This window comes from Psychrobacillus sp. (genome assembly GCF_056205495.1).
This window is the reverse complement of record NZ_JBAEAP010000645.1, coordinates 1-17,082: the sequence shown is the minus strand read 5'-3', so window position 1 is coordinate 17,082 and position 17,082 is coordinate 1. Positions and strand designations below refer to the sequence as shown.

At 38.7% G+C, this 17,082-nt stretch carries 12 protein-coding genes, 1 pseudogene and 1 other annotated feature; of the genes and pseudogenes, 1 reads left to right on the top strand and 12 read right to left on the bottom strand.

Annotation, left to right across the window (positions count from 1 at the left end):
- Positions 1-224: 224 nt before the first annotated feature.
- Entirely contained in the window at positions 225-2,867 is a 2,643-nt protein-coding gene (locus AC06OU_RS18590) for a valine--tRNA ligase (protein WP_475857700.1), read from the bottom strand.
- Between the two features lie 45 nt (positions 2,868-2,912).
- Positions 2,913-3,139, bottom strand: a binding site (T-box leader).
- Positions 3,140-3,212: 73 nt separating this feature from the next.
- On the opposite strand from AC06OU_RS18590, the gene AC06OU_RS18585 reads away from it, so the two are divergent.
- Complete coding sequence (locus AC06OU_RS18585; RefSeq protein ID WP_475857699.1) at positions 3,213-3,404, top strand: hypothetical protein; 192 nt, start codon at positions 3,213-3,215, stop codon at positions 3,402-3,404.
- Here AC06OU_RS18585 and AC06OU_RS18580 read toward each other — a convergent pair.
- The 11 genes and pseudogenes from AC06OU_RS18580 to tig all read right to left on the bottom strand — a co-directional run.
- Positions 3,384-4,070, bottom strand: coding sequence for a hypothetical protein (locus AC06OU_RS18580; RefSeq protein WP_475857698.1), 687 nt, complete (start codon positions 4,068-4,070; stop codon positions 3,384-3,386). The genes AC06OU_RS18585 and AC06OU_RS18580 overlap by 21 nt on opposite strands.
- A 226-nt stretch (positions 4,071-4,296) precedes the next feature.
- Positions 4,297-5,589, bottom strand: coding sequence for a glutamate-1-semialdehyde 2,1-aminomutase (hemL, locus tag AC06OU_RS18575; protein ID WP_475857697.1), 1,293 nt, complete (start codon positions 5,587-5,589; stop codon positions 4,297-4,299).
- Complete coding sequence (gene hemB, locus AC06OU_RS18570) at positions 5,589-6,572, bottom strand: porphobilinogen synthase (RefSeq protein WP_475857696.1); 984 nt, start codon at positions 6,570-6,572, stop codon at positions 5,589-5,591. Before hemB ends, hemL begins: the two co-directional genes overlap by 1 nt.
- Before the next feature lie 5 nt (positions 6,573-6,577).
- Complete coding sequence (locus AC06OU_RS18565; protein WP_475857695.1) at positions 6,578-7,333, bottom strand: uroporphyrinogen-III synthase; 756 nt, start codon at positions 7,331-7,333, stop codon at positions 6,578-6,580.
- Positions 7,326-8,255, bottom strand: a complete 930-nt coding sequence (gene hemC, locus AC06OU_RS18560) for a hydroxymethylbilane synthase (RefSeq protein ID WP_475857694.1) — start codon at positions 8,253-8,255, stop codon at positions 7,326-7,328. The genes AC06OU_RS18565 and hemC overlap by 8 nt, the downstream gene beginning before the upstream one ends.
- Before the next feature lie 16 nt (positions 8,256-8,271).
- Positions 8,272-9,102, bottom strand: coding sequence for a cytochrome c biogenesis protein CcsA (ccsA, locus tag AC06OU_RS18555; RefSeq protein ID WP_340883137.1), 831 nt, complete (start codon positions 9,100-9,102; stop codon positions 8,272-8,274).
- Between the two features lie 82 nt (positions 9,103-9,184).
- Positions 9,185-10,549: a glutamyl-tRNA reductase gene (gene hemA, locus AC06OU_RS18550; protein ID WP_169359867.1), complete on the bottom strand. Its 1,365-nt coding sequence runs from the start codon at positions 10,547-10,549 to the stop codon at positions 9,185-9,187.
- Between the two features lie 690 nt (positions 10,550-11,239).
- Positions 11,240-11,821: pseudogene (gene yihA, locus AC06OU_RS18545) on the bottom strand (ribosome biogenesis GTP-binding protein YihA/YsxC).
- On the bottom strand, positions 11,822-14,137 hold the full coding sequence (gene lon / locus AC06OU_RS18540; RefSeq protein ID WP_169359865.1) for an endopeptidase La: 2,316 nt from the start codon (positions 14,135-14,137) through the stop codon (positions 11,822-11,824).
- 160 nt (positions 14,138-14,297) lie between these two features.
- Positions 14,298-15,569, bottom strand: coding sequence for an ATP-dependent protease ATP-binding subunit ClpX (gene clpX / locus AC06OU_RS18535; RefSeq protein WP_340883135.1), 1,272 nt, complete (start codon positions 15,567-15,569; stop codon positions 14,298-14,300).
- A gap of 240 nt (positions 15,570-15,809) precedes the next feature.
- A partial coding sequence (tig, locus tag AC06OU_RS18530) for a trigger factor (protein WP_475857693.1) occupies positions 15,810-17,082 on the bottom strand: 1,273 nt, incomplete at its 5' end.

Genomic DNA, 17,082 nt, shown 5'->3' with positions numbered 1-17,082 from the left:
ACTTCCATTTCCCGCAACATCTCCGGCTTTTCGCGCAACACTTTGCCTCTTTTCTGCAACACTTCCACTCGTTTACGCAACACTTTCCCAATGTCTTCAACAAATTTTCCATTTCCTCCTAGACAGGTCACTTGAAAGGTTACATCTCGTCTCCGCAAGGTTCCACTCCATCTCTGCAAGGTTCTCCCCCATCTCTGCAAGGTTCTCTGGCTACACTTGCTGTTTTACAAGCTATTTAATTCCTCAATACGTTTTAGAACGGTAGCGTGTTTTTCCAGGTAATCCTGTTCTTTTGCACGCTCTTCGGCTACTACTGCCTCAGGAGCTTTTGATACGAAGCGTTCATTGGATAGTTTCCCTTGAACTAGCTTCACTTCTTTTGCCCATTTTTCTAATTCTTTTTCCAGACGTGCTTTTTCAGCATCAATATCGATTAAGCCTTGTAATGGTAGGTATAAAAGAGCACCTGTTACTACTGCTGACATCGATTGACCTGGATCATCTAGGTCCTGACCGATCACTAGAGGCTCTGGGTTACAGAAACGCTCTAAGTATTTTGCGTTTGCTTCTAGTACTGCTAGTGTATCTGCATCTTTTGCAGAAATGTATAACGGTACTTTTTTGCTCATCGGTGTTTGTACCTCTGAACGGATGTTACGAACAGAGCGAATGATCTCTGCTAATAATTTCATGCTTGCTGCTTGGCTTTGATCAGAAAGCTCTTCATTTACTGTCGGCCATGCCGCTACTGTAATAGATTCGCCTTCATGAGGTAGGTTTTGCCAAATTTCTTCTGTTATGAAAGGCATAAATGGGTGCAATAAACGCATCGTGTTGTCTAATACGTATGCAAGAACCGAGCGAGTCATATGCTTCGCTTCTTCGTCATCTCCGTTTAATGGAAGCTTAGACATTTCGATATACCAGTCACAGAAATCATCCCAGATGAAGTTGTATAGGGCACGACCAACTTCGCCGAACTCGTATTTCTCTGAAAGTCTTGTTACTTGCTCGATTGTTTCATTTAAACGAGTTAGGATCCAAGCATCTGCAACGGATTTTTTCCCATCTAAATTAATTTCCTCGTACTTCAATCCATCCATATTCATCAATGCAAAGCGTGAAGCATTCCAGATTTTGTTGGCAAAGTTCCAAACTGCCTCTACTTTTTCTACTGAGAAACGTAAATCTTGTCCTGGAGAAGAACCAGTGCTTAAGAAATAGCGTAGTGAATCTGCTCCGTACTTGTCAATTACGTCCATTGGGTCGATACCATTGCCAAGGGATTTAGACATCTTACGTCCATCCTCTGCGCGTACAAGGCCATGAATTAATACATCATCGAAAGGTCGAGTTCCTGTAAATTCTACTCCTTGGAATATCATACGTGACACCCAGAAGAATATAATATCATAACCTGTAACAAGGGCATTTGTTGGGTAATACTTCTTCATCTCTTCGTTTTCTACATCCGGCCAGCCTAGCGTAGAGAAAGGCCATAAAGCAGAGGAGAACCATGTATCTAGAACATCTTCATCCTGCTTCCAATTTTCTTCGTCTGCTGGAGCCTCATGCCCAACATACACTTCTCCAGTTTCTTTATGGTACCATGCTGGAATTCTGTGTCCCCACCATAGTTGACGGGAAATACACCAGTCATGTATATTTTCCATCCAACGTAAATACGTTTTTTCAAAACGATCCGGTACAAAGTTTACTTTACCCTCTGATTCTTGAAGCTTAATCGCCTCTTCTGCAAGTGGCTGCATTTTTACAAACCACTGAGTAGAAAGGTAAGGCTCAACTACTGCTCCGCTTCGCTCAGAGTGGCCTACAGAGTGTGCATGCTCTTCAATTTTAAATAAAACACCTGCATCTTGAAGATCTTTTACGATTTGTTTACGGCATTCAAAGCGATCCATTCCTTCATATTTAGCTGCATTCTTGTTCATTGAACCATCTTCATGCATAACTAAAATACGCTCTAGGTTATGACGGTTACCTATTTCAAAGTCGTTCGGGTCATGAGCTGGTGTAATTTTAACTGCACCACTACCAAACTCCATATCTACGTAATCATCTGCTACGATTGGAATTTTACGGCCAACGATTGGTAATTTCACCGTTTTTCCGATTAAGTGTTTGTAGCGCTCATCTTCAGGATGTACTGCAACCGCTGTATCCCCTAGCATTGTTTCTGGTCGAGTTGTTGCAACATCGATCGAACCAGTACCATCTGCAAGTGGGTAATGCATATGATAGAATGCACCCTGTATATCTTTATGAATTACTTCGATATCAGAAAGTGCTGTTTTTGTAGCAGGATCCCAGTTGATAATGTATTCCCCACGGTAAATCAAGCCTTTGTTATAAAGCTTAACAAATACTTCCTTTACTGCATTGGAAAGACCCTCATCTAAAGTGAAGCGTTCACGAGAATAGTCTAAGCCTAGACCTAGTTTTGACCATTGCTTGCGAATATGTCCTGCATATTCATCTTTCCATTTCCAAGTTTCTTCCACAAATTTTTCACGACCTAGGTCATATCTTGAAATATTGTCAGCACGTAATTTTTCTTCTACCTTTGCTTGTGTAGCGATACCTGCATGGTCCATTCCTGGTAGCCATAGAGCGTCATATCCTTGCATACGCTTCATGCGAATAATAATGTCTTGAAGAGTTGTATCCCAGGCGTGACCTAAATGTAGCTTACCTGTTACGTTAGGCGGTGGAATCACAATTGTATATGGTTCCTTTTCACTTTCTGGATGCGCCTCGAAATATTTACCTTTTAACCACCATTCATAGCGGCCTTTTTCGATTGACTGCGGATCATACTTGGTTGACATCGTTGTCTCATTTGTCATATCGTTTCCTCCTTAAAAAAGAATATAAAAAAACTCCTATCATCACTAAAGGACGAAGGAGTTTGTTCGCGGTACCACCTTTATTCGCAGATGCAATACAACACATCACGCTCTCAATTAGATAACGGCTTCAAACCGGCAATTGCTACTGTTAGTTCACAAAAGCTGCTCTTGGGCTACCTTCAAATGGTGGCTAACGGAAACATTTCAGCAAATTGTTTCCTTTCTTTAGATAACCGTGTCATTTTACTCTTCCCATTCATAGCATCCATATATAGTTGTTTTTATTGTATAGGATATTATTATATGCCGTCAAGCATAGTCTTGTGAAAGGAGGAAAACACTATGAAAAGAGGATATAACCCCTATTTACTGCCCGACTGGTTACGAAAAACTCGTTTTTACGTGAAAGGAATCATTATACCAATCGGTTGCTTTCAACTTGTTCGAGTATTGATTGTTCCAACAACATGGGATTTTCTCTTGCTAGTATTTTTAGCATTTCTTGGTTTTCTATTATTTAAGGACATTATTTGATGGAAAGGAAAGCTTGGTATAACCATCCTCCAAATTAAATATAAACTGTAGCTCAGAATCATCCTCAGCCGGGCTTTCCACTTCTCTATTTTTAATCGTTACATTGGTCTGTTCCTGAACTGGTTCCAGTACCATACTTGGGGACTGCTGCTCATTACTTACAAAGGCCTCTCTATGGCTACTAGACTCCAATACTAGGGCTTCTTCTACTTCTTCAATCATTTCTTGTCTTACCTCTGCTACTACTTCCTCCGTTTTAGGTCGATGCGTTTCATATTCACAGTTGACTAACCACACAATTTCGATACCATCGGACTCTGCCTTGCAATTTATCGTTTCTATACTTACAGTCGGTAACGTTTCGGCTTGTATTCTATCCTTACTAATCTCTACACTCATCGGTACTGCATATTCAAAATAACCAAGCTCACCGTTTAAATCTAGATCTTCGATTTCCGTAAATTCACTTGTTGCGTGATGCTCCACTTCACCTTCCTCAAACTCTACGTGACAAGTAATATGATAAATACCGTTGATATGCACCATGTTGTCCATTTCCTCATGAAAATACTGAGGGGTTACATTGATTGTCTTTACTTCCTTAGGCACTCCAAAGCTTTGCGGAAAACAGAACTGTTCCTTAACTTCCCAACTTTTAACTTCCATTTTTCATCCTCCTTCATATAGGACAAATTATGTTTCAACGTAAGAAAATATGAAAAATACCTTACGAATATGCCAGCTTTTCAAAAGTTTTACCCCATTCTCCGCTTTCTTTTCTGTTTTCTCAGTGAGTTCCGCCTCTACCTACAACTATTTGTAAATATAAAATAAAAAAAAACAGACAAGCCATTCTAATTGCTTAGAACGTTTGTCTGTTTTTCAATATTTATTATCGAGCTAATTTTTCAAACACTGTATGGAAGGCTTGAATTGTTTTTTCGATATGCTCCTCGGTGTGCGCAGTGGAAAGGAACATTCCTTCAAATTGAGAAGGTGGTAAATAGATTCCTTCCTCGGCCATTAGTCGATAGTATTTTGCGAATAAGTCTAGGTCTGCTGTTCTAGCTACGTCATAATTCACTACATTTTCATTAGTGAAGAAGAAGCCGATCATAGAACCAGCACGATTTACTGTATGAGGAATGTTGTATTTGCTTGCAGCTTCTCTGAACCCTTTTTCAAGCATGTCACCAAGCTTTACGAAATACTTATACGTATCCTCGTTCAAGCGTGATAATGTCTCATAGCCTGCTGTCATCGCCAGAGGATTCCCTGATAGGGTACCTGCTTGATATACAGATCCTGCTGGTGCAATCATTTCCATGATTTCGCGTTTCCCACCGAAAGCTCCTACTGGTAGGCCACCTCCGATTACTTTACCTAGACAAGTCAAATCTGGAGTAATACCAAAATGTCCTTGTGCACAGTTATAATCTACACGGAAACCAGTCATTACTTCGTCAAAGATTAAAACTGTTCCATTTTTCTCTGTTAATTCACGCAATGCTTCGAGGAATCCTTCGATTGGAGGTACAACTCCCATATTACCTGCCACTGGCTCCACAATAATTGCTGCTAAATCGTCACCAAAGTTTTCAAACACATAGCGAACACTCTCAATGTCATTATAAGGTGCCGTAATCGTATTTTTAGCAATCGACTCAGGAACACCTGGGCTATCTGGAAGACCTAGTGTAGCAACACCAGAACCGGCTTTAATAAGCAGGCTGTCTCCATGTCCATGGTAGCACCCTTCAAATTTTAAAATCTTGTTGCGGCCAGTGTAACCACGAGCTAATCGCAAAGCACTCATAGTAGCCTCTGTACCAGAGGAAACCATACGGACCATTTCAATAGATGGCACTCGCTCCATAACTAATTTTGCAAGTTTATTTTCAACTAACGTAGATGCTCCAAAGCTAGTCCCAGTTGCTGCTACATCTTGAATTGCCTTCACGACATTAGGCTCCGTATGACCTAAAATAAGTGGTCCCCAAGAAAGTACGTAATCAATGTATTCATTACCATCAATATCCTTCAATATAGCGCCTTTTCCACTTTCCATGAAAATCGGATCCATGTCGACCGATTTAAACGCACGAACCGGACTATTTACGCCACCTGGCATTAAGTCCTTTGCTTCTGCAAATGCTTCTTTAGATAATTTGTATGATTTAGACATTATTTCTCCTCCAACCAACGCGCTACATCTTTAGCATGATACGTTAAGATAATATCTGCTCCAGCACGTTTCATTCCTGTTAACGTTTCTAAAACTGTTTCTTTTTCGTTTATCCAGCCATTGATGGCAGCAGCCTTCACCATTGCATATTCTCCGCTTACGTTATATGCCACAATAGGGGCGTCGAAGCTATTTCTAACATCACGAATAATATCCAAATACGCTAATGCAGGTTTAACGATTAAGAAATCTGCTCCCTCTTCGATATCAGAAGTGGCTTCGCGTATAGCTTCCATTCGGTTAGAATAATCCATTTGATAAGTTTTACGGTCTCCAAATTTAGGAGCTCCATCTGCCGCTTCACGGAATGGACCGTAATAAGCGGATGCGTATTTAACTGCATACGACATAATTGGTACATCGTGAAAACCAGCTCTGTCTAATCCTTGACGAATAGCGGTTACAAATCCATCCATCATGTTAGAAGGTGCAATAATATCTGCTCCAGCTTGAGCCTGACTCACAGCTGTCTTTGCTAACAAGTCTAATGATGGATCATTCAGTATTCTTTCATACTCATCTACTACTCCACAGTGACCGTGATCCGTGAATTCACACAGGCAAGTATCAGCTATAACAACTAAGTTTGGATGACGCTCCTTGATGAAGCGAATTGCCTTTTGCACTATTCCATGATCGTGATACGCTTGAGTTCCCTCCGCATCCTTTGTTGCAGGTAAACCAAATAAAATAACGGATGGGATTCCTAAAGAAACGACCTCATCTACTTCTTCACCTAAACGATCTAATGAAAATTGGAAAACTCCCGGCATGGAGTTAACGGGATTTTTAATATTCTCTCCATCCATAACGAAAATCGGATAGATTAAATCCTCTTTATGTAAGTAAGTTTCTTTTACCATTGCTCTAATACCAGCCGATTGTCTTAAACGGCGGTGACGTTGAAAATATAAGTCTGTCATTACATTCATCCCTTCCATTGAGCTAGCGCATTTACTACCTCTGTTAAAGTATAGGTTTTAGGCATTACCTGCACGGTAACACCTAATGATTTTAAATGGTTTTTTGTTATATGACCAATAGCACACACGGTAAAGCTATTATAGCCTAAATCCTTGCCAATCGTTTGATGAAAGGCATTCACCGAAGAAGGACTTGTGAACACTACCGAGCAGCTTTTCCCACTAGTTAAAAGCTCCTTCACAATCTCTACATTATCTTCTAGCATCACGGTCTCATAGACTGTCCATTCATCAACTGAATTGACCAGGCCCTCTGTAATTGTATTTTTTGCAAGATTCCCTCGGAAATACAAACATGCATCATCCGGTGCTGCTACCTGTGGAAATTCTTTAATAAAAACATCTGCACTAAAGGTAGTCGGCATAAAATCTATTGTAAATCCAATTTTTTCGAGAGCTGATGCTGTTTTTGAACCGACAGCGGCCATTTTAACCTGAAAAGCTTCAACACCTAAATGATAGGTAAGCATCTTTTGATGTAAAGAAGCTACACTTGCCTGACTCGTAAATATAAACCATTGGTAAGTTTTACTGTTTAAGAGTTTATCTTTGTCTTCGGGCTCCACAATTTCCTTAGTAGCTATGAAGGGTGCCACATAGGGAACCCCTCCTAAACTAGCTGTAAGGTTTGCTGCGACATCTGATCTGTTCACCCCTGTAAAAATGATATGCTCATTTTGTAGAGGTGAATTTTTAAACATTTAAATCAGCCTTAACCTTTTGGATTAAATCGAAAGCTCCTTGTTCCGTTAAAATTCGTGCCGCTTCTTTCCCTACTGTTACTGGGTTTGTTCCAGATACTACTTCTTTGTACACAACAGATGCATCTGGTGCTGCAATAAGTCCAGTGAACGTAATCTCATTGCCATTCATAACAGCATGCCCTGCAATCGGAACCTGACATCCGCCATCCATAGCAGCTAAGAATGTGCGTTCAGCAAGAACGGTATCCCAAGTTTCATTGTCTGAAAGTTTTTGAAGCTCATTTAGAAGCTCCTTGTCATCTTCACGACATTCAACTCCCAATGACCCTTGTCCTACCGCTGGAACACAATCCTCAACGGAAATATATTCTGTTACTACTTCGTCACTCCAGCCAAGGCGTTTAAGTCCAGCTGCTGCTAAGATTATAGCGTCATATTCTCCATCTTGAAGCTTTTGTAATCTTGTATCCACGTTGCCTCGTATCCACTTAATCTCGATATCTGGACGTAGTAATAGTAATTGAGCGCTTCTACGTAGACTACTTGTCCCTACAATAGCTCCCTTAGGTAAATCCATTAGCTTCACATGTCCTGTAGAAATGAAAGCATCACGTTCATCGATACGCTTAGGAGTACATCCCATTACTAAGCCAGGAGGCAAGACTGATGGCATATCCTTCATGCTATGTACGGCAAAATCTATTTCCTTGTCAAATAACGCTTGCTCAATTTCCTTAACGAATAGACCTTTCCCTCCAACTTTAGAAAGTGTTACATTTAGGATTTGATCACCTTTTGTGACAATCTCTTTTACTTCAAACTCAAATGGTGCGCCCATATCTTTCATTTGTTGGATAAACCAATTTGTTTGTGTTAGAGCTAATTTACTTCTTCTTGAACCTACAATAATTTTACGCATAAACACGCTACCTTTCTTAATACCAAAAGTGGAATTGTGATAATTGACTACCTAGTAAAAAATTAATTATAACAAATAAAAATGCATATACGTGAATCCACGCATAATTCGTTCCTTTATATCGTACACCCTTTCTTATTAAAAGAACGACAATATATAGAACTAATAGAATAAAGGAATTAACAATCTTAAAATCAAATATAGAAAACTCATTTAAAGATATATAAGCCCATTGTAACCCAAGAACGAGACTTACAAACAATAAAGGTATTCCAGTAATAATAGACAGGGTCATTCCTGTTTCCGCATGCTGTAGAGAAGGTAATCTACTAAATTGCTTTGTCCATTTTTTCTTCTTCAACACTCTATACAATATCAAATAAAGAATAGAAAAAACAAACGATAAAGCAAATGCTGCGTATGCTAAAAAAGCAAATGTAATATGAATGAATAATAACTCCGATCGGAGTGCATCACCCACTGGAGATTGCTCCAATTGACTCGGGGCAAATGTATGGATAGTCATAAATATGAAACCAATAATATTTAAAAAGAATCCAGGCAAATCTGATTTGAAAACTAGCTGCATGACCAAGGAAAGCAATATGATGAGCCATGCATAAAAGTAAATCCCTTCAAACAACGATAAAATTGGAAAGCGCTTCATTTCAATCATATACAACACTAAAAACACCGTTTGAAGTAGCCAGACGATGGAAAGAAGCCCTACCGCCAAGCGATGAACTTGCCGATCCTTATTAAGATAATCTATAAAATAGAAGACAAGGCTAACGGATTGAAGGACGACCATAATCTCGTGGAGCCGTGTCATCGTCAAATCAGCCATATAAATTTCTCCCTTTGTACAACAAAAAGGCGTTTTTATATCTCTCTAGTTGCCATAAAGATACAAAAACACCTCCTTTAGATTAATTGAACGTTAAGTTCTCTTTTAAATCTTGATGCATTAACGCTTGCTTCAAATTAATTTTTGCTTTTTCAGCTTGGCTTTCTACTTCCTTTTTCACATCATCCTCAATACCAAAGATCTGTTGGAATAATTGAAGCTGTTCACCTGGATTTTTAGACGTAGAGAGCTCTTTAGCTTGTAGTATTGGCTCTTTTAAAAGCTGATTAACGATTGATTTCGTATGTTTATTTAATATTTTTCGTTCACGATCAGATAAGTTCGGCATCTTGTTTTCAATAGAACTCATTGTTTCCATTTGAATTCTGTTAGCTTTTTGGCGTAATGCAGATATGATTGGCACTACTCCAAGCGTAGCTACCCATTCATTAAACTGATCAATTTCTGTCTCAATCATTTTATTGATTTGGACCGCAGCACGTTCTCTTTCTGCAAGATTCGCTTCTACAATTCCTTGAAGATCATCAATATCATATAAAAACACGTTTGGTAAATCACCGATACGTGGATCTAAGTCGCGCGGTACAGCAATGTCCACCATGAATAATGGCTTGCCTTTACGTAAACGATCTACGAACTGCATTAGTTCCAGGTCAATTACATATTCAGTAGCACCAGTAGAACTGATCAGAATATCAGCCTCTAATAGAGCACATTGAAGTTCGTCCATTGGCTTAGCGTTTCCAGCAAATTTAGACGCAAGCTCCTTTGCTTTCTCATATGTACGGTTTATAACCGTAACCTTTTCAGCCCCGCTACCATGTAGGTTTTGAATAGCTAACTCGCCCATTTTCCCGGCACCTAGGATGACCACGTGCTTATGATTTAACGAACCAAATATTTTTTTACCTAACTCAACTGCCGCATAAGAAACAGATACTGCATTTTCACCAATAGATGTCTCCGCATGAGCACGTTTCGCAAACGTCACTGCTTGTTTAAATAATTGGTTAAATATCGTGCCAGTTGTCCCATTTTCTTGCCCATTTAAAAAGCTCTTCTTCACTTGTCCCAGAATTTGAGTTTCCCCTAGAACCATAGAGTCGACTCCAGCAGTAACACGGAATAAGTGATTATTTGCTTCATTATCTTCATGAATAAATAAATATCTAGAAAGGTTCTCCATCGGGATATCGAACCAATTTGCTAGAAATTGTTTAACATAGTATCTTCCTGTATGCAATTGATCTACAGTAGCGTATATTTCAGTACGGTTACATGTAGACACAATAACGTTTTCTAAAATACTTTTCTGTTCTTGTAACGCCTGCATCGCATTTGGAAGTTCAGCTTCAACAAAAGAAAGCTTTTCACGAATCTCAACAGGTGCAGTACGATAATTGACACCTACCACTAGTGTGTGCATGGAGTCATGTCACCCTTTCACGTTCATTTCATAAGACCTATTATAGCATAGGTTCACAAGTAGAGAATTCGACATTTGTGAACAAGCTATGAAATCTTATTTAGAATTATTATAAATTAATAATAGCAAAAACTATTCGCATATACAAACATTCTGTCCAAGTTTATAAAAGATTAACTATTCAAATTTAATTTATGCCATTATCATAATTCCTATTTTTAGTTAAATCACGATAATTAATTAATTTTAATACTTTTTGATGAAAAAAGTAGAATTGATTTGCGCTCTCGGCGGACGCTTTCCGCGGGGGGAGCGATAAGCCATCACCCATCGCTAACGCGCGTGGTTGTAATGTCTTATCTGTCTCCCTCCTCCCACAGGAGTCGCCGCCTGCCGCTATAATCAATAAATAGAAAGTATTCGCGTTTGAACCCTACAGCACTATATAGGAGATTTAATAAAAATTAGAAAAGTATTCTTTTTAAACAATAAAGTAGAATTGATTTGCGCTCTCGACGGACGCTTCACGTTCATCTATACGACGCTTGCTGGTAATTGGTGCTTTATTAGATTAACTATTCGCACAAAAAAAGATTAACTAAGGATGGTATTCCCCAATTAATCTTTTTTAATCATATCTAGACTTATTAACGACTTAATTTAAGGCATAAAAGTGTATATATGAAAATACTACATTCTAGTTTCGATTTCCTTCCAGGCTGCATCGAACCCTAGTCCAGTTTCGGAAGAGAAAACAATTAGTGGATCGCTTTTATCCATTTGAAGTTCGTCTTTTACAATCTTCTTATGTTTGTCCCATTTTCCTTTAGGAATTTTGTCCGCTTTTGTAGCGATTACGATACATGGAATGTTGTAATGCTTCAAGAAATCATACATCATACAGTCATCTTTAGTAGGTGGATGTCTTAAGTCCACTATTAATAGTACACCTTTTAGAACCTCACGAGAGGTAAAATAAGTTTCAATCATTTTACCCCACGCGGCACGTTCCGATTTTGATACCTTTGCATATCCGTATCCAGGTACATCGACAAATAGCAGATCTTCTTCTAGCTTATAAAAGTTCAGTGTTTGTGTCTTACCTGGCTTGGAAGAAATACGAGCCATACTTTTTCGCCCAATCATCTTATTGATGAACGAGGATTTTCCAACATTGGAGCGCCCAGCAAGCGCAAATTCCGGTAAGTCACCTTCTGGTTATTGAGCTGGCCTTACGGCACTTATTAATAGTTCGACGTTATGAATTTTCATTTATTTTGCCTCCTCTAATGCAAGTTGAAGCACCTCTTCAGCATCGGAAACAAAATGGAATGTTAATACTTCGCGAACACTTTCTGGAATATCTTCAATATCACGCTCGTTGTCTTTCGGACAAATAATTGTCGTCAAACCAGCGCGATGAGCACTTAATGTTTTTTCTTTTAAACCACCGATTGGTAACACTCGACCTCTTAATGTAACCTCACCAGTCATCCCGACCTCACGTAGAATTGGTCGTTTAGATAGCGCAGAAACAAGTGCCGTCACAATCGTTATACCTGCAGATGGGCCATCCTTTGGAACAGCACCCTCTGGTACGTGAATATGAATATCCTTATTTTCATGGAAGGTAGGATCAATTCCGAAATCAGCTGCCTTAGAGCGAACATAAGATAACGCAGTTTGAGCAGATTCCTTCATAACATCTCCAAGTTTACCTGTAAGCTGTAATTTACCAGATCCAGCTGATAAGGAGACTTCTATTTGAAGTGTATCTCCACCAACTGTTGTATAAGCAAGACCAGTTGCAACGCCTACTTGATTTTCCGACTCTGCTTGTCCATAACGGAATTTTCGCTTACCAATAGTATCTTCCAAATTCTTTGTGGAAATAGTAACTCGTTTTTTATCACCTGAAACAATGAGCAGAGCTGCTTTACGGCAAATATTAGCTAATACTCTCTCTAAGCTACGAACACCCGCCTCACGAGTATAATAACGAATGACATCTATAAGTGCATCGTCCTTCACTTGAAGCTGAGTTTTCTTTAATCCATGCTCTTTAAGCTGCTTTGGTAGCAAGTGATTTTTAGCAATAGACAGCTTTTCAATTTCTGTATATCCCGCAATTGATATAATTTCCATACGGTCTCTTAATGGACCTGGAATTGTGCTTAAATCATTAGCAGTAGCAATAAACAATACATTGGATAAGTCATAGGTCTCCTCAATGTAGTGATCACTAAAGGAGTTATTTTGCTCTGGATCCAGCACTTCTAGCATTGCAGCTGCAGGATCTCCCCGGAAGTCATTGGACATCTTGTCAATTTCATCTAAGAGAATTAACGGATTGATCGTTCCTGCCTTTTTCATCCCTTGAATAATACGACCAGGCATAGAGCCTACATAGGTTCTTCTATGTCCACGGATTTCTGACTCATCTCTTACCCCTCCAAGAGAGATACGAACGAATTTTCTACCCAGTGACTCTGCAATAGATTTGGCTAATGAGGTTTTCCCCACTCCTGGTGGCCCAGACAGACAAAGAATTGGTCCTCTTAGTGATTTAGTCAATTGACGAACTGCTAAATATTCAAGCACACGTTCTTTAACAGTTTCTAATCCATCATGATCGCGATCTAGAATTTGTTCTGAGCGTTTAATATCTAACTGGTCTTCTGTAGAATTGGACCATGGAATAGAGACAATCCATTCAATATAGTTACGAATTACTCCACTTTCTGGAGCTTGAGTTGGCAACTTTTCATAACGGTCTAATTCCTTCAGTACATTCTTTTTAGTAGACTCAGGTAAACCTGCTTTTTCAATACGTTTTTTTAACTCGGCAACCTCGCCAGTCTTACCTTCTTTATCACCAAGCTCGGTTTGAATCGCCTTCATTTGCTCACGGAGGTAGAACTCTTTTTGTGTTCTTTCCATCGCATTTTTAACTCGATTATTAATTTTTTTCTCAAGATTCAAAATTTCTTGTTCATTATAAAGCTGCACGATTAAAGTTTCCATGCGCTCTTTAACATCCATAATTTCCAAAATCTCTTGTTTGCCTGAAATCTTTAACGGCAGAGCTGCTGCGATCATATCAGCTAATCTACCTGGTTCTTCAATATCAGCTACTGAACGATATGTTTCCTCCGATACGTGCTTCGAAGCTTTAGAATACTTTTCGAAATTATGTAATAGAGTACGCATTAAAGCTTGATCTTCTTGATCAGCGTTTTTAGGCTCAATATAAGCCGATACAGTAACTTCATCAATTGTATCCGTCACTTTATATTCATCCCAAATTGCCCGCTGTAAACCTTCCACTAAAACTCTCATCGTTCCGTTAGGTAGTTTAACCACTTGTTTTATGTGTGCAATTATTCCCACATCATAAATATCCTCTTGCACTGGCTGTTCAATACCTAAATCCCTCTGAGCAGAAAGAAATAGTTTTTCCTCACGTTCCATTGCTGTATTCAAAGCGGCGATGGAGCGCTCGCGACCTATATCTATATGAAGCACCATGGTAGGAAATATAAATAATCCACGAAGGGGTAATACCGGGTAATACGTCTTTTCTGCCATCTTGGAAGTCACCTCCATCATATTGTATCCTTTATATATCCTAATAATACAGTAAATCCTCTGGATAAAAAGAGGTAGATTTCACGTTATAAAGAGAAATAGCTGACATCCTTGCTCGCGCCTGTGCACGTAGTTTGGAAGCCAGCTTTTTCAATGGCTATTAAGCCGATGTTTTTTCGTTGTCTATTTCTTTAAGTTCAGACCCATCTTCCAATAAAAGCTTAGGACGAGAGTGTTGTGTAATTGTTTCTTTCGTAATCACACATTCCACAATATCTTCACGAGATGGTAATTCATACATAACGTCTAGCATTGTATTTTCAATGATAGAACGTAATCCACGAGCACCAGTCTTACGCTCAATAGCTTCTTTCGCAATCTCCACTAAAGCTTCATCTTCAAATGTTAACTTAACATTATCCAACTCAATCATTTTTTGGTATTGCTTCACTAGTGCATTCTTAGGCTCAGTAAGAATTTGTACTAATGCTTTGTCATCCAATTGCTCTAAGCTAGCCAATACTGGAAGTCGTCCTATGAATTCTGGAATTAAACCAAACTTTAGTAAATCCTCAGGAATTAATTGGGATAATACTGATTTTACATCTACTATAGCTTTATTTGGATCTGCACCGAAACCAATTACTTTTTCACCTAAACGGCGTTTAATAATTTGTTCGATTCCATCAAATGCTCCTCCAACGATAAACAATATGTTTGTTGTATCTATTTGAATGAATTCTTGATGAGGATGCTTACGTCCGCCTTGTGGTGGAACGCTTGCAACAGTTCCTTCTAATATTTTTAGAAGTGCTTGTTGTACCCCTTCACCTGAAACATCTCTAGTAATAGAAGGATTTTCAGATTTTCGAGCTACTTTATCTATTTCATCTATATATATAATACCTTTTTCTGCTCTTTCAATATCATAGTCTGCTGACTGAATAAGCTTTAACAGGATATTCTCAACATCTTCTCCGACATACCCAGCTTCTGTTAATGAAGTCGCATCTGCAATAGCAAAAGGAACATTCAGAATTCTAGCTAAAGTTTGAGCTAGTAAAGTTTTACCGCTCCCTGTTGGTCCGATTAAAACTATGTTAGATTTTGATAATTCAACTTCATCAATTACGCTATTGGAATTAATACGTTTGTAATGGTTATAAACAGCTACTGCAAGTGATTTTTTTGCTCGCTCTTGGCCAATTACGTATTCATCAAGAATAGCTAAAATTTCTTTTGGTTTTGGAACTTCTTTGAACTCTACTTCTTCTTCTGTGCCAAGTTCCTCTTCCACTATCTCAGAACATAGATCTATACATTCATCACAAATGTAAACTCCAGGTCCTGCAACAAGTTTACGAACTTGTTCTTGTGGCTTGCCACAAAAAGAACATTTTAAGTTCCCTTTTTCATCATTGAATTTGAACAAAATATTCACCCCTATTCAAGCCATTATCTTACAAGATTCTTTGCCCAGAAGCAAATAATAAGTTTGCTTAAGATTTATTCTATATACGCTGTTACATCGGATTGCATTACTCAAGGCAGTATTCAGACTAGATACAAGTGACAACGATAGCAACAGCGCCATACTAAAAAAGTTATGTATGTATAAAACAAGGCACAGACAGATGCTGTACCTTGTTATATTATAACGCGTTATGTGTAATTATGAAATTTTAGCGTTTTCTACTAAGAATTCCACAGTTTTTTGGAAGCGAAGGTCTTTCTCAAGAACTTCCGTACCACCAAGTGCACGTTTAATATCATCAGCTGACATATTGAATTGAGCACTCATTTTTTCTAGTTCAGCATTAACCTCTTCTTCAGAAGATTGAAGCTCTTCTTTTTCTGAGATAGCTTCAATAGTTAATTGTACTTTCACACGCTTTTTAGCATCTTCTGTCATTTGCTCACGTAAAGCAGCTTCGTCTTGACCAGAGAACTGGAAGTAAAGTTCTAAGTTCATACCTTGTTGCTCTAAACGTTGACCAAATTCTTGTAACATGCGATCTACTTCTGTTTCGATCATAGCTTCTGGGATATCGATAGTAGCGTTTGCTGCTGCAGCTTCTACTAAATCATCACGAAGGTTTTGTTCAGACATTTGTTTTTTCTCTTCAGTTGCTGCTTCTTTTAGCTTAGTGCGTAAAGCTTCAAGACCTTCAACCTCAGCATCGATTTCTTTAGCAAGCTCGTCATTAAGTTCAGGAAGTTCTTTTCCTTTTACTTCTTTAACTGTTACTTTGAAAGTTGCTGCTTTACCAGCTAATTCTGCTGCATGATATTCTTCTGGGAATGTAACTTCTATGTCTTTTGATTCGCCAGCTTTAACGCCAACTAATTGACCTTCAAAGCCTGGGATGAAAGAGTTAGAACCGATTTCTAAAGGATAATCTTGTCCTGCTCCACCTTCAAATGCTTCTCCGTCTACAAATCCTTCAAAGTCGATTACTGCAGTGTCGCCTTCAACGATTGCATCTTCTTTTACAACTAATTCAGCTAAACGAGCTTGATGCCCTTTAAGTTGCTCTTCGATTTCTTCGTCTGTAACTGTTTGATCTAACTTAGTAACTTCAAGACCTTTGTACTCGCCAAGAGTTACTTCTGGTTTTACTACTACATTAGCAGTAAACACTAAAGGTTGACCTTTTTCCATAGTTACGATGTCGATTTCTGGACGATCTACTGGATCGATTCCAGCTTCATCGATTGCTGAAGCATATGCTTCAGGAAGAATGAAATCTAATGCATCTTGGTATAAAGACTCAACTCCGTACATTTTTTCGAAAATTGGACGTGGCATTTTCCCTTTACGGAAACCTGGTGCATTAATTTGCTTAACCACTTTCTTAAAAGCTTGGTCTAAACCTTTGTTTACTACATCAGCAGCAACTTCAACTGTTAAAAGACCATTATTTCCTTCTTGTTTTTCCCATTTA